The organism is Thalassobaculum sp., from assembly GCF_965223715.1.
Lineage (GTDB): Bacteria > Pseudomonadota > Alphaproteobacteria > Thalassobaculales > Thalassobaculaceae > Thalassobaculum.
On the sequence record NZ_OZ245012.1, the window covers coordinates 2,915,029 to 2,929,355 of the forward strand.

Annotated in this window: 12 protein-coding genes; 4 read left to right on the forward strand and 8 right to left on the reverse strand. The window is 68.0% G+C overall.

Features of this window, described 5'->3' with window-relative positions; all coding sequences use genetic code 11:
- Positions 1-127: 127 nt before the first annotated feature.
- On the reverse strand, positions 128-922 hold the full coding sequence (locus tag ACOQOP_RS13400) for a 2-keto-4-pentenoate hydratase (RefSeq protein WP_420562304.1): 795 nt from the start codon (positions 920-922) through the stop codon (positions 128-130).
- Complete coding sequence (locus ACOQOP_RS13405) at positions 919-2,154, reverse strand: M20 family metallo-hydrolase (protein WP_420562305.1); 1,236 nt, start codon at positions 2,152-2,154, stop codon at positions 919-921. The genes ACOQOP_RS13400 and ACOQOP_RS13405 overlap by 4 nt, the downstream gene beginning before the upstream one ends.
- A gap of 526 nt (positions 2,155-2,680) precedes the next feature.
- Between ACOQOP_RS13405 and ACOQOP_RS13410 the strand changes: the two genes are divergently transcribed.
- Positions 2,681-3,895 (forward strand): MFS transporter, encoded by a 1,215-nt coding sequence (locus tag ACOQOP_RS13410; RefSeq protein ID WP_420562306.1) that lies wholly within the window; start codon positions 2,681-2,683, stop codon positions 3,893-3,895.
- Between the two features lie 145 nt (positions 3,896-4,040).
- Here the strand turns inward: ACOQOP_RS13410 and ACOQOP_RS13415 are convergent, their stop codons facing one another.
- The 3 genes from ACOQOP_RS13415 to ACOQOP_RS13425 are packed head-to-tail and all read right to left on the reverse strand — an operon-like array spanning position 4,041 to position 7,398.
- Positions 4,041-4,838 carry an enoyl-CoA hydratase-related protein gene (locus ACOQOP_RS13415; protein WP_420562307.1) on the reverse strand — a complete coding sequence of 266 codons (798 nt, stop codon included), beginning with the start codon at positions 4,836-4,838 and terminating at the stop codon, positions 4,041-4,043.
- A gap of 2 nt (positions 4,839-4,840) precedes the next feature.
- Positions 4,841-5,809: an alpha/beta hydrolase fold domain-containing protein gene (locus ACOQOP_RS13420; RefSeq protein WP_420562308.1), complete on the reverse strand. Its 969-nt coding sequence runs from the start codon at positions 5,807-5,809 to the stop codon at positions 4,841-4,843.
- Positions 5,810-5,832: 23 nt separating this feature from the next.
- Positions 5,833-7,398, reverse strand: coding sequence for an alkaline phosphatase family protein (locus ACOQOP_RS13425; protein ID WP_420562309.1), 1,566 nt, complete (start codon positions 7,396-7,398; stop codon positions 5,833-5,835).
- A gap of 749 nt (positions 7,399-8,147) precedes the next feature.
- On the opposite strand from ACOQOP_RS13425, the gene ACOQOP_RS13430 reads away from it, so the two are divergent.
- Together ACOQOP_RS13430 and ACOQOP_RS13435 are read left to right on the forward strand one after the other, a co-directional pair.
- Positions 8,148-9,254: a DUF2817 domain-containing protein gene (locus ACOQOP_RS13430; protein ID WP_420562310.1), complete on the forward strand. Its 1,107-nt coding sequence runs from the start codon at positions 8,148-8,150 to the stop codon at positions 9,252-9,254.
- A 96-nt stretch (positions 9,255-9,350) separates the two neighbouring features.
- Positions 9,351-10,205 (forward strand): N-formylglutamate amidohydrolase, encoded by an 855-nt coding sequence (locus tag ACOQOP_RS13435; RefSeq protein WP_420562311.1) that lies wholly within the window; start codon positions 9,351-9,353, stop codon positions 10,203-10,205.
- Positions 10,206-10,516: 311 nt separating this feature from the next.
- Here ACOQOP_RS13435 and ACOQOP_RS13440 read toward each other — a convergent pair whose 3' ends face one another.
- Positions 10,517-11,788, reverse strand: a complete 1,272-nt coding sequence (locus ACOQOP_RS13440; RefSeq protein WP_420562312.1) for an NAD(P)/FAD-dependent oxidoreductase — start codon at positions 11,786-11,788, stop codon at positions 10,517-10,519.
- Positions 11,785-12,735: a 3-hydroxyacyl-CoA dehydrogenase NAD-binding domain-containing protein gene (locus ACOQOP_RS13445; RefSeq protein ID WP_420562313.1), complete on the reverse strand. Its 951-nt coding sequence runs from the start codon at positions 12,733-12,735 to the stop codon at positions 11,785-11,787. Before ACOQOP_RS13445 ends, ACOQOP_RS13440 begins: the two co-directional genes overlap by 4 nt.
- A gap of 117 nt (positions 12,736-12,852) precedes the next feature.
- On the opposite strand from ACOQOP_RS13445, the gene ACOQOP_RS13450 reads away from it, so the two are divergent.
- The gene (locus ACOQOP_RS13450; RefSeq protein WP_420562314.1) at positions 12,853-13,302 is read left to right on the forward strand and encodes a DUF4174 domain-containing protein; all 450 of its coding nucleotides are present in this window, start codon (positions 12,853-12,855) and stop codon (positions 13,300-13,302) included.
- Here ACOQOP_RS13450 and ACOQOP_RS13455 read toward each other — a convergent pair whose 3' ends face one another.
- Positions 13,303-14,163, reverse strand: coding sequence for a sterol desaturase family protein (locus ACOQOP_RS13455; RefSeq protein WP_420562315.1), 861 nt, complete (start codon positions 14,161-14,163; stop codon positions 13,303-13,305). It lies immediately after the preceding gene.
- Positions 14,164-14,327 lie beyond the last annotated feature (164 nt).

Genomic DNA, 14,327 nt, shown 5'->3' on the forward strand with positions numbered 1-14,327 from the left:
TCAATGATCGTCACTTAAAACTTACTTAATTTCCCTGGGCTTTTAATAACCATTATCCTTGTATGTTTTATTACTTATAAATGTCCGACATACTCTGAAATACTCACTTAGATTGAATTGATGCCTGTCAGGTGAAGCGCACCCGAGCCTCGCCCAGATGCTCGAAGCGGATCAGGACATCAGCCGGTTCGCTGAAGTGGATGGTCTTCACCACGCTGCCGAGCATGACGAACTCCCCAGCCTTCAGCGGCTGCCCCAGCGTCGCCCGGTGATTGGCGAGCCAGGCGAGCGCGTTCAGCGGATGCCCCAGGATATCGCGCCCCTTTCCCGCCCCGGCGCGGACCTTGTCGACGAACATCTCGCCCTCGATCCCGTCCAGATCCAGCGATCGCCAGTCCTCCAGCGCCGGGCCGAGCACCACGCCGGCATTGAAGAAATCGTCGGCGATCAGCACAGGAGCCGAGAAGGAGGGGAAGTGGCTGTAGCGGTCGTCGACGATCTCGATCGCCGGCATCAGCGCCTGGACAGCATGACCAACGCCGTCCCGGTCGTAAGGCGTGCCGGTATCCGGCAGGTCGGCGCCCAGCCGCGCGGCGATCTCGCATTCCACGCCGACCCGATTGAACCGGGACAGCGGCAGGCTCGCCATATGCTCATAGACGGTCGAGCCGAAGACCTCACCGGCGCAGGGATGGTCGATCTTCAGATAGGCCTGCATCACCGCTGTCGTGCAGCCGATCTTGTGGCCGGTGCGCGGGCCGAAGCCCGCTTTCTCCAACCGGTCATGGACCAGGGCCTGGACGGCGTAGCCCTCGTCCACGCTTTCCGGTTCGAGGTCGGCCGGCGGCAGCGGCGTGGCCGCCCCGCCGGTACGGGCCCTGATCAGATGGTCGGCGAGGGCGGCCTGCCTGTCCGGGCTCATGCGTTGCGCCGCTCCTGCAGGATCGAAGAGGCCGCATTCGCCAGGACCTGACAGCCGATGGCGATATCGCCCCGGTCCGTGTCCTCGGCAAAGTCGTGGCTGATGCCGCCGATCGACGGGACGAACAGCATGGCGCAGGGCAGCTTGGCCGTGATCACCATCGGGTCGTGACCGGCGGCCGAGGGCATGGACTGCCACTTGCCCGGCACGGTCGCCTCGGCGGCGGCGGCGATATGCTTCTGGAAGCCCTCATCCATGTAGGACGGCCGCACCGGCTGCCGCGAGCGGGTGTATTCAACCCGCGCCTTGCCGCGGCTGTTGATGTCGTCGGCGATGGCGGCGGCGATCTCCTCGAACCTGTCGAGGATGCTCTCGTCCTGGTCGCGGAACTGCAGGTCGAGTTCGGCATAGCCCGGCACGATGGAGGCGGCCCCCGGCTGCACCACCGCGCGACCCATGGTCCAGACCGTGCGCTCGCCGGCGACCGACGGGAACTCCTGGTTCACCCGGTGGGCCAGCTCGTACAGCGCCGTGGCGGCATCCTTGCGCCGGGCCATTGTGGTGGTGCCGGCGTGGTTCTGTTCGCCGAAGAAGTTGAAGCGCATGGCGCGGATGCCGACGATGGCGGTGACCACGCCCACATGCTGCTGGGCCTGCTCCAGATAGGCGCCCTGCTCGATATGGGCCTCCAGATAGCCGAGGTAGCGGTTCTCCTCCATGGTGAGGCGCGGCACGTTCGTCAGGCCGGCGGCGGCGATGGCGTCGGTCAGCTTGGTGCCGTCGCGGGCGGTGGCGGCCGTCTCGGCTTCCGGGTCCAGCACGCCGCACCAGGAGCGGCTGCCCAGGCAGCTCATGAACGAGCCCTCCTCATCCTGCCAGGACACCACGTCGACGGCGAGATTGGCGGTCTCCGGGTCCTCGGCGAGCGCGCGGGCGATCTCCAGGCCGTAGATCACGCCAAGGGCGCCGTCGAGCCAGCCGCCGCGGGGCTGGGTGTCGGAATGGCTGCCGATCAGCAGGGCCGGGCCGGGCTTGGAGGAGCGGCCAAGCACGTTGCCGACGCCGTCGATCGTGGTCTCGAGACCGGCCTCCTCGAAGCGCTTCTTCAGCCAGCGCCGGGCCTCCATGTCCGTCTCGCTGAGCGCGGTGCGGATCACGCCCGTCTCTACACCGCCCATGGTGCGCAGGTGGTCCAGGTCGGCGAGCAGGCGCTCGGCATTGATCTTCGGCATGGGGTCCTCCAGGTGGGTAAAGCCCAGCCTAACGCGGCACCCCGGCGGGCGTCACGCCCGGGAATGGGGGTGCCGTTATGGGTTCTGCCTCCTCTAACCCTCATCGTCTCCCGGCGATGTGCCGGGGCCCAGGGGAACGCTTGCTAGAACGCTTGGGACATTTCTCCACCGCTCCAGCGGGTGGATGTCTAGGTCCCGAGTCAGGCCCGGGAAGACGATCGGGGAGGATGGCAGGGGAGGATGGCAGGGGAGGATGGCAGGGGAGGAAGATGGAAGCAGATTCTCCTCCTCCTTCACTCCCCGGCCTTGTGCCGGGGCCCACGCTTACACGGGAGGCGAACCTATCCCGCTCAGGAGCAGCCGAAGGGTAGGTCCCGGCACAAGGCCGGGGAGTGAAAGAAAGGATCGGGGGAGTGAAAGAATGGGATCGGAGCCGTGTTGGCGGAACCGGAGCCACGAACGCCTGCTAGCACGCGCCCCGGCCCGTGGTAGGATCCTCCCCCGCCAAGCAACACCGTCCCGCACCGTGTCCCTCGCCGAACGCCTCACCGGGCTCAGTGCCCGCGACAACACCCCCATCGCCATCGTCGGCCTCGGCCATGGGGCGACGCACTGGGTGGCCGCCACCTTCTACCTGCTGCTGCCGAGCCTCTCGACCGCGCTCGGCCTCGACTATGCCGCCACCGGCTTGCTGGTCTCGGTGCTGCATGTCAGCGCCTTCGTCGCCAATTTCAGCTCCGGGCCGCTGACCGACGTGACCGGCCGGCGGGTGGCGCTCCAGGTCCTGTCCCTGCTGCTCGGCGCCTTCGCCCTGGCGGCACTGGGCCTGGCCGGCGGGCTTCTGGCGGTGGCCCTGCTGGTCGCGGTGATCGGGGCGTCGAACAATCTCTGGCACCCGCCGGCGATCAGCTACCTCTCCGCCCGCTTCCCGGTCCAGCGCGGCTGGGCCCTGTCGGTGCACGCGCTCGGTGCGGGGTTGGGCGACGCGGTGGCGCCGCTTGCCGCCGGCGCCATGCTGGCCGCGCTCACCTGGGAGGGTGTGGCGCTGTATTCCTCCCTGCCGGTCCTGGCGGTGGCGGCCATCCTGGCGATGTGCCTCGGCCGAGCGCCGGCCTCCACCCATGGCGACGCCGGCAAGGGTATCGATTTCGGCCAATACCTCTCCGGCATCGCCGCGGTGGTGAAGGACCGGGCAGTGCTCGGCCTGTGCCTGATGTCTGCCTTCCGGGCGATGACCCAGAACGGGCTGCTGGTCTTCCTGCCGCTCTACCTCGCCCACGAGATGAAGGTCTCGCCGCTGATGATGGGCATCGCGCTGGCGGCCCTGCAGGTGGGCGGGCTGATCGCCACGCCGATCGCCGGCCGTCTGTCCGACCGGGTGGGTCGTCGGCAGGTGGTGCTGGCCGGGCTCGGCGTGTCGACCCTGGCCATCGCCGCGCTGACGCTGCTGGGCAACGAGCTGTCCTTCATCGCCGGCGTGTCGGTGCTCGGGTTCGCGCTCTACGCGATCCGGCCGGTGGTGCATTCCTGGATGATGGACCTCACCCCGTCGCATCTCGGCGGCTCGGCCACCAGCCTGATGTTCGGCGCGCAGACGGGCCTGTCGATCCTGGCCCCGGTGGTCGGCGGCATCGTGGCCGACGCCTATGGGCTGGTCGTGACGTTCTACGTGCTGGCGGCGAGCATGCTGGTGACGAACCTGATCGCCTGGAGCCTGCCGAACGCGAAGCGGGCGGGGTAGCCGCCAACAATACTCAACCGTCTCCCCGGCCTCGCGCCGGGGCCCAGACAAACGCTTGCAGGAGCGTCATCGATTTTCTGTCAACGCTCCAGCTTGCGGATGTCTGGGTCCCGGGGCGGGCCCGGGAAAACAATATTGGAAAAAGTTACCCCGCATCCCCCGGATACCAGCTCGGCGGGCGCTTCTCGAGGAAACTCGCCAGCCCCTCCGCCGCCTCGTCGCTCTGGCGCTTGAGGGCATGTTCCTCCACCAGCTCGGTGAAGTGCTCCCCCGTCAGGTCCAGTCCCGCCTCCACCAGCGCCCGGCGCTTGGTCTGGGCCAGCGCCTCCGGCGCCGCCATCAGCAGGTCGTCGATCACCGGCGCGACCGCCTCGTCCAGGGCGCCCTCGGCGCAGACCTGGTGCACCAGGCCCATCTCCTTGGCCACCTGGGCGCCGAACCGCTCGCAGGTCAGCGCATAGCGCCGCACGTTGCGCACGCCGATCGCGGCGTTCAGGTGCGGCACGATGATCCCGGCCATCACGCCCCAGCGCGCCTCGGTGATGGCGAAGATCGCGTCCTCGCTGGCGATCACGATATCGGCCGCCGCCGCGATCCCCGTGCCGCCGCCGAAGCAGCCGCCATGGATCAGGGCGATGGTCGGTTTCGGGAACTCGGTCAGGCCCTGGATCGCGCTGGCGGTGCGGCGCGAGACCTCGATGTTCTCCAGCGGGCTGAGCTGGCCCATCTCCTTCAGCCAGGACAGGTCCGCCCCGGCCTGGAAATGCCTGCCATTGCCGCGGATCACCACCACCCGAACGGCCGGATCGGCGGCGAGGCTCTCCAAGCCGTCGATCAGCGCTTTGATGACCTCGCCGTTATAGGCGTTGTTCCGCTCCGGCCGGTTCAGGGTGACCGTCGCCACCCCGCGCGCGTCGACGGAACAGAGAACTACGTCAGTCATGATCACTTTCCTCCCAGGGCGCCGGCCAGTTCCCTGCCCAGCCCGGCAATCAGTTGTCGTGCCTTCCCCACCATCCGGATCTGCGTCATGCAGCCGTGGATGATGCCGGCATGCTCGGTGTGCTGGACGGTCACGCCCGCCGCCTTGAGCTTCTCGTAGAACCGGCGGCTGTCGTCGCGCAGCACGTCGACCCCGGCGGAATGCAGGAAGCAGGGCGGGAAGCCGGTCACGTCCGCCTTCATCGGGACCGCGCGCGGATCGTCGTGATCCGCCGGGCCGTTCAAGTAATGGCCGTAGTAGTTCTTCATGTCGGCGGCGCTGAGAAACCAGTTGCCGCCGCCGAAGAGGCGGTAGCTGTCGGTCTCGAAATCGTCGCCGAACACGCCATAGATCAGGCCGAGCGCCTTCACCGGCGAGGTCCCGCGCTGGCGCAGGGCCACCTCAGCCCCGGCCGCAAGATTGCCGCCAGCGCTGTCGCCCGAGAGGGCGATGCGGGTGGGATCGACCGACCACTGCGCGCCCGAAGCGGTGATGAAATCGACCACCGCGACCGTCTCCTCGATCGCCGCCGGGAACTTGTTCTCCGGGGCGAGGCTGTAGTCCACGGCGGCGACCACGCATCCGGACTCCAGGGCGAGCTGGTGCATGCCTGCCGCATGGGTCTCCAGCGAGCCGACGACCCAGCCGCCGCCATGCAGATAGACGATGACCGGCAGATCCTTCTCGTCGGTCGGATACAGCAGGCGGACCGGAATGTCGCCGGTCGGGCCCGGAACCGACGTGTTGACGATCTTCGCCACCTCCGGTCGGACCTCGTTCCACCACTTGCGGTCCAGCTCCGAGCGCCGGCGGGCCTGCTCCGGCGTCAGCTTCGAGCGGTCGGTCTCCAGCCCGTACTCGACGACGATCTCCTGGGCGCGGGCGATGGCCCGCCTCATGTCCGGATCGACCCAGATCTGGTCCTCGGCCACGTCTGCCTCCTGTCAGTCTCGGTTTACCACTGGCCCCGGTCGGGGGAGCGGTGCAGCGGCCCGCTGGGCGCCGTCAGGTCCCAGCCGGTCAGGGTGCGGTCCTGATGGACCGCCCGCCAGGACAGCATACGCTCGGCATAGAGCGCGCGGATATCCCTGTAGTCCTCGTCGTCGGCCCGGTTGTCGAGTTCGTGCGGGTCGCGGCCGAGGTCGAAGAGCAGCGGCGGCAGACCGGAGAAATGGACGTACTTGTAGCGGTCGTCGCGGAGCGTGGTGAGCTGGCAGGCGTCGAGCGGCAGGCCCAGCGCCCGTTCCGCCTCGCCGCTGGCGGTTTCGCGGAAGTCGAACTCCCAATGGGCGGCGTTGCGCCAGGTCACCGGCACCTCGCCGTGCAGGAAGGGCAGCAGGGAACGGCCGTTCATCGCCGGCGGCCGGGCGACGCCGATGGCCTGCAGGATGGTCGGGGCCACGTCCACCGCCTCGGTGATCACGTCGACCCGTCCGAAGACCGGCGAGCCCGCCGGCTTGACGATCAGCGGGATGCGGTAGGCGCCGTCGAACCAGCCGAGCTTGCCGAACAGGTAATGGTCGCCGAGCAGCTCGCCATGGTCGCTGGTGACCACGATCATCGTGTCGTCATAAGCACCGCGTTCCTTCAGGAAGGCCATCAGCCGGCCGACCTCGGCGTCCACCTCGGCGATCATGCCGTAATAGACGGCGCGGATGGTACGTACCGCCTCGTCGTCCAGGTCAGCCACCATGCCCGGCGCCTCGTAGACGAAGCTGGACAGGGCGGTGCGGTCGAGCGCGTAGCGCAGATAGGGATGCATCGCCGCCTGGACCTCCCGGCTCGCCGCCCGCACCGGCAGCGCAGCGTCGGCGGGCGCGACCATCGTGTTGTAGGGGGCCGGCACCACGAAGGGCGGGTGCGGACGCAGGTGGCTGACATGCAGGAACCAGGGGTTCCCGTCGGACTCGGCTCCCCCGTCCCGCTCCCGCAGGTGGTCGATGACCCGGCCGGTGAGAAACGCGGTCTCCGTCTCCTCCGCCCCGAAGGCCGGCGGCTCCGCATGGGCGCCGGTCGGATGCCGGTCACCGCCGTTCGGCCGCCAGATCCGCTTCGGCTCGTCGCCCAGGTCGATGCCACGTTCCGCCAGCCACTGCCGCCACAGCGCCCCGTCCTCGCCCAGCGGCGTGTGCACGGCGAAGTCGGGGGCGAAGCCCTCATAGGTGCGCATGCGCGGGCTGGAGGGCGAGATCGTGCGCGGATCGGCGGTCTGGTCGGTATAGCCGAACAGCATCGGGTCGTAGCCGATCTTGCGCGCCTCGGTGGCGAGGGTCGGGTGGCGGCGGTCCAGCGGCGTGCCGTTGCGCAGCACCCGGTGGTTCATCTGGTACAGGCCGGTGAGCAGCGAGGCCCGACCGGGCGAGCAGGGCGCGCATTGGGCCCAGTGGTCGGTGAACAGCACCCCGTCGGCGGCGAGCGCATCCAGGTGTGGCGTGCGGACGTTGGGATGGCCGAGCGCGGACAGGCAGTCGCCCCGGAACTGGTCCAGCGTGATCAGCAGAACATTGGGACGCAGGCTCATCGACCGGGCCGGATCTGGAGGACGGGGCGAAACCATGCCGAGGGGCGGGCGCGCGCGCAACTGGGGGTGCTGGGTGTCGCGGAAATGTCATGGGACGCCGGCCATCTCACAGCCCTCCTCTCCTCCGTCTTCCCGGCCTTGTGCCGGGACCTAGGGTGGCGCGCGATGGACTGTTGGGCATTTTCTGCGGCGCTCCGGCGCGCGGTCGGCTGGGTCCCGGGTCAAGCCCGGGAAGACGGTGTTGGGGAAAGGTCATGCACATACCTCCTTCGTCTTCCCGGCCTTGCGCCGGGACCTAGAGCAACGCGCGATGGACTGTTGGGCATTTTCTGCGGCGCTCCGGCACGCGGTCGGCTGGGTCCCGGATCAAGCCCGGGAAGACGGTGTTTTGGGAAAGGTCATGCTCATACCCCCTTCGTCTTCCCAGCCTTGTGCCGGGACCTAGGGTGGCGCGCGATGGACTGTTGGGCATGTTCTGCGGCGCTCCGGCACGCGGTCGGCTGGGTCCCGGGTCAAGCCCGGGAAGACGAGGTTGAGTAAAAGTGTGCTGAATACCCATTTCGTCTTCCCGGCCTCGCGCCGGGACCAAGGGTTGAGCGTGCTGGAGCGTCGGGCATATTTCGCTGGCGCTCCACCACGCGCATGGCTGGGTCCCGACACAAGGCCGGGAGGACGGGAGAGGCAAGGTTGGTCCCCGCCCGCACTCCGAGGATTGCCGCCGCTCGCCCGCGGTGCTAACCGCATTCGCCATGGATCTGCTTACCTCCGTCGCCGGCAGCTTCGCCGAGACCTATGTCGAGGCCCGCGAGAAGTTTCTCGCCGCCCTCGCCGCCACCGGAACCGCCCCGCGCGTCTACGCCAACCCGAACCAGGGTCCGACCGGCGAGGACCTCGCCTGCGAGACCGCCTGGATCGGCCCCGAGGACGCGGCCAAGGTCCTGGTCGTGGTCAGCGCCACCCATGGCGTGGAAGGCTTCTGCGGCAGCGGCATCCAGGTCGACTGGCTGACCGATGACGGCCCCGGCCGGTTGCCCGAGGGTGTGGCGGTCCTGCTGGTGCACGCACTGAACTGCCACGGCTTCGCCTGGTGGCGCCGGGTGACCGAGGAGGGCTGCGATCTCAACCGCAACTTCATCGACTTCACCAAGCCGGTCCCCGAGAACCCGGGCCATGACGAGCTGGTGGACGCCTTCGTCCCGGCCTCGCTCGACGCCGCGACCCTTGCCGCCGACGAGGAGAAGCTGGCGGCCTGGCGCAAGGAGCACGGCGAACTCGCCTTCCAGTCGGCGCGCAAGGCCGGCCAGTACAAACACGCCCATTCCGTCTTCTTCGGCGGCTTCGAGGAGACCTGGTCGCGCCGCACCCTGGCCAAGATCTTCGACGACTACCGCCTGGCCGATCGTGCCGTGGTCAGCGTCGTCGACGTCCATACCGGCCTCGGCCCGCACGGCTATGGCGAGCCGATCTGCGGCCACAAGCGCGGCACGGTCGGGTTGGAACGGGTGCTGTCCATGTATGGCGATTCCACCGGCCTGCCGGCGGAGGGCCAGTCCTTCTCGATCCCGCTGCACGGGACCCAGCGCGAGTTCTGGGCCCCGCGCCTGGGCGACCGCTACACCTATGTCGCGCTGGAGTTCGGCACCTACAGCACCGAGCGAGGCCGCAAGGCGCTGCGGGCCGACCACTGGCTGCACAACCAGGGGACGGTCGACTGGACCGATCCGAAGACCCGCGAGATCAAGATGGAGATCCGCACCCAGTACTACCCGGCGACCGACGCCTGGAAGGAAATGGTGCTGTGGCGCGGCCGGCAGGTCATCCGCCAGACCCTGGAGGGGCTGCAGCGCTTCTCCTGACACGTAAAGAGGGAACAGGGCGCCGCGAGCCGGGTTGTCGGCGCTCGGCGCGGCGGGCTACAAACGGCTCCCAGAATGATCCGGCGGAGAGCGGCGATGGCGAACACAGAGATCCCGGGCGTGGTCCGGCGCACCGACCCGACCGGCGAGCCGGCCCCGCTGGTGTTCGACAGCCCCCATACCGGCCTTCTCTTTCCCGCCGATTTCAAGCCGACCATCCCGCTGGATACGTGCGAGCGGGTCGCCGACTGGTTCGTGGAGGAGCTGTTCGGCGCCTGCACGAAGCACGGGGCGATCCTGATCGAGGCGCTGTTCCGCCGCGCGTATATCGACCCGAACCGGGACACCGCCGATCTCGACCTGTCGATGGTCGAGGGCGACTGGCCGCACCCGGTCGACGTCACCGAGAAGACCAAGCGCGGCGCCTCGCTGATCTGGAAGGTCATAGACGGCGAGACCGCGATCTATGGCGACAAGCTGCCGGCCTCCCTGGTGCGCACCCGGATCGACACCTACTGGCGGCCGTACCACGCCGCCCTGCAGCAGGCGCTGGACGAGACCTACGCGCGGTTCGGCCGGGTCTATCATGTGGACTGCCACTCCATGCCGGAATGGGGCGACGCCCGCTGGGGCGACGAGGGCCAGCGCCGGGCCGACTTCATCGTCGGTACCCGCGACGGCACCACCGCCGGCGCCCGGTTCACCGAACTTGTGGTGGAGAGCCTGCGGGCGTCCGGCTATTCGGTCGGGGTGAACGACAAGTTCAAGGGCGTGGAACTGATCCGACGCTACTCCGACCCGTCCAAGCGCCGGGAGTCGCTGCAGATCGAGGTCAACCGGGGCATCTACATGGACGAGGCCGCAATCACCCGCAGCGAACGCTTCGCCGGGACGAAAGCGGCGATCACCCGGATGATCGAGGAATTGGAAACCTTCGCCCGGCTGGGGTGAGGTTTCTCAAACGCCCCTCTCCCATTTTCCCGGCCTCGCGCCGGGACCGAGGATAGGGGCTGCTGGAACGCTTGAAGAGCGCACCCGCCGCCCCGGCAAACGGCTGTCTGGGTCCCGGCGCAAGGCCGGGAAGACGGGGAAGTGAGTAGGGCAACCGGGGATTGTGACGGGGACGTTGGTTGCCCCCATTTCACCACTTCCCGGCCTTGTGCCGGGACCCACGGGTCAGTCCCACGGTTGCCTGACGGTCTGGTCCAGACGTGGGCCCCGGCACAAGGCCGGGGAGTGCACGAGTTGGGATGGATCACCGCTCAGAACCGCTCGATCCGGTACGGCGCCATGTCGATGCCGGGGTCGCGGCCGGCGATCTGGTCGGCGATCAGCTCGCCCGTGCGCGCCGCGAGCGTCAGCCCGATATGGCTGTGGCCGAAGCCGTAATAGACGTTGGCCTGGTCCGGCGAGCGGCCGATCACCGGCACGCTGTCCGGGGTCGAGGGGCGAAAGCCGAGCCACTCGCGCGTCACCTCATACTTGAGGCCCGGCAGCGCCTCCTCGGCATAGGGCAGCATGCGGTAGACCCGACGGAAGTCCGGCGGCGCGTCGACACCGGCGAACTCCGCCCCCGTGGTCAGCCGCAAGCCATCCTGCATCGGGGCGAGGACGAAGCCGTAGTCGCCGATCACCGTCGGCCGGCGCAGCTCCGGCCCCTCGGTGACGTTCAGGTTCAGGTGATAGCCGCGCTCGGTATCCAGCGGCACCTTGCGGCCGAGCATGGCGCAGAGTTCATGGCTGCGCGCCCCGGCAGCGATCACCACCGCGTCGCAGGGATACATCGCCCGGTCGGTGACCACCTTCTCCACCCCGCCCGGCCCGGTCACGAAGCGGCGCACCTTCTCCGACACCCAGGTGCCGCCGAGCTCCCTGAACTTGGCGAAATAGGCTTCGGTCAGCTTGATCGACTGGCTGACGAAGGCGTTTTCCGGCTGGTTGTAGCCATGGGTGAACTTGCGGTTCAGCCCTGGCTCGAGCTGGCGGATCTCGTCGGCGTTCAGCTCGTCGAACTTCACCCCGCGCCGGAGCATCGTCTCGCGCTCGTCCTTGGTGCGGTCGTAGCTCTGCTGGCTGGAATAGACCTTCATCCAGCCGACCGGCCGCACGATGTCGTGAGCGCCGGACAGGGCGATCAGCTTCTTGTGGGCGGTCAGCCCGTCTTTGGACAGGGCGCGGAGGTGATGGGAGATCTCCTCCACCCGCTTCGGCGTGCTGGCGGCCAGGAACTGCAGCAGCCAGGGCAGCATCTTCGGGAGGTAGGACGGCCGGATGTTCAGCGGCGAGGCCGGGTTCAGCAGCATCTTCGGCACCTGCTTCCAGTTGCCGGGACTGCCCGTGGGATAGACGCTGCCGATGGCGATGGACCCGGCATTGCCGAAGGAGGTGCCGGTGCCGGGGGCCGCCGGGTCGACCAGCGTGACCGAATGCCCCTCGCGCTGGAGGATCAATCCGGTGGAGACGCCGACGATGCCGGCGCCGACGACGATGATGCGCTTGGGAGGCGTGGTCTTGTTGGCAGCAGGCGTGGTCACGCGGCAGTCTCCTTCAACATCTTCAGCAGCGCGATCAGCCGTTTGTCGCGCTGGGCCTCCAGGTCATCGATCGTGCGGTCGCCCATCTCGTCCCTGATGCCCTCGATGAGCTTGGCTTTCAGGTCCGGCGTGAGGGTGGGCGTCTTCTGCATGTCCTGCCACCAGCCCTCGATGGGCGGGCCGAACTGCTCCAGCATGGCCGCGTAGCCGCCTTTGCCGCCGGTCAGGTTGAAGACCATGTGCGGGCCCATCAGGGCGAGGCGCAGGCCCGGCCCCTGGGCGATGGCGGCGTTGACGTCCTCCACGCTGGCCAGCCCGTCGGCGACCGCGTTCACCGCTTCGCGCCACAGGGCTGCCTGCAGCCGGTTGGCCAGGTGGCCCGGCACTTCCTTGTTCACGTAGATCGCGTGCTTGCCGATATGGCCGTAGAAGCCGTGCGCCCATTCCGCCGCCGCCCGGTCGGTCGCCTTGCCCAGCACCACCTCCACCAGCGGGATCAGGTGCGGCGGGTTGAACGGATGGCCGACCACCAGCCGCTCGGCGAAGCCGATGCCGTCCTGCAGGTCGGAGAGGATCAACCCGGACGTGGAGGTCGCCACCACCGTGTGGGCCGGGACGGCATTGTCGATCCGGCGATAGAGGTCCAGCTTGATCGGCGCGCGCTCCGGCGCGTTCTCCTGCACGAAGTCGGAGTCCGCGACCGCGGTCGCCGGGTCGTCGACCATGGTCAGCGTACCTTCCGGACCGACCGCCGTGCCGATGGCCTGGAGCTGCGGGCGGGCGTTGTCGACGAAGGCCTGCAACCGCTCCTTCCAGCCCTCGGCCGGGTCCCAGGCGGTCACGTCATAGCCGCGCGCCAGGAAATAGGCGGTCCAGCTCGCGCCGATGGTTCCAGTGCCCAGAACGGCGATCCGCCGGACCTCCTGAAACGGCTTGTAGGCTGCCATCGTTGTTCTCCCCCGGGTTTTTTGGCTCAATACCGGCACCGAACCGCGGACAACAGACCTGGACGATATCGGCTTTGCGGCCATATCAGCACCGGCACACGGCAAAGGGAATGGGCGATGAACCGGAGGAAGATTTTGACGCTGGCGGGGGCCGGACTGATGGCCTTGGCGGCCGGACCGGCCCAAGCGGCCCCCCTCGACAAGTACCGTTGGAAGCGGCGCCTGCTGCTGGTCTTCGCCCCGGTGAAGCCGCACCCGAACCTGGTGGTGCAGCGTCAGCGCCTCAAGGAGGCGGCGGCCGGGCTGAAGGAACGGGAGGTCACCGTCATCGAGGTGGTCCAGGACTCGGTCTTCGTCGACGGCAAGCTCGCCATAGAGATGAACGCGAAGAACCTGCGCAAGCAGTTCGACACCACGATCGTCGAGTTCACCGTGCTGCTGATCGGCAAGGACGGGGAGCAGAAGCTGCGCCGCGACGAGGCGGTCAAGGCCGAGGACCTGTTCAAGACGATCGACGCCATGCCCATGCGCCAGCAGGAGATGCGCCAGCGCGGCCAGAAGACCTGATCAAGGTTCCGCAGATCTCCGAAAGGGCTGGGCGAGTTGGCCGAGGAAGTCGGCCGGCATCGGCTCGTCGATCCCGATATTCGCCGGCGGCCGGCGCGACGGGCGCAGATACGTGCCGAACAGAAGGTCGAACAGCATCAGGTTCTCGCCGTAATTGCTGTTCCCCTCCACCGGATCACGGCTGTGATGCCAGCGGTGCAGGCGCGGCGTGTTGAACACGTAGTCGAGCCAGCCCGTCCGCATGTCCACGTTGCAGTGGGTCAGGATGCCGATGAAGGCGGTGATCGCCCCGGTCCAGATCACCACGTCGCCCGGCGCCCCGGCGAGCAGCAGAAGCACCTGCCCGAAGGCGAGGCTGACCACCGTGTCCACCAGGTGGAACCGGCCGGTATTGAAGAACCACAGCCGCTCCACCGAATGGTGCACCGCATGGAAGAGCCATAGGAACGGCCATTCGTGGGACAGCCGGTGCGCCCAGTACAGGCCGAACTCGACAACGACCAGGCCGATCCCCACCTGCACGGCAATCGGCCAGGCGCGCGGCCACCACGCCCCGCCCTCGGTCGCCACCAGATCGGCGAACCCGATCACCGCCGTCATGAGGACAACGACCTGCACGAACCCCTTGGTCAGAACCGTATGCAGCAGGTCGGGCAGGATCTGGCCGTCCGGCTCGAGCCACTGCCGTTCGTAGGGCAGCAGGCGCTCCAGCACCGCCAGGGCGACGGCCAGGGCGAGATAGGTGGCGTTGAAGGCCAAGGCCGGAGAGTCGGCCGCCAGGCCGAGCCAGACCGGAACAAGGCAGAGTCCGAACAGCCCGGGCCACAGCAGAACCCGGACCAGGCCAAGCACGTGATTCATCAAGATCGGCCCCCGCCAACCTCCGACAACCGCGCCGGCATTCTACGGAGAAATTCCGGAAAGACAAATATTATCGTTTCATTTCAAATAGTTATACAAAATCCGCAACAAAGCGCACGCCGTGCGCAAATCGATCTTGAAATGCGCACTTTGTGCGCTTAAAC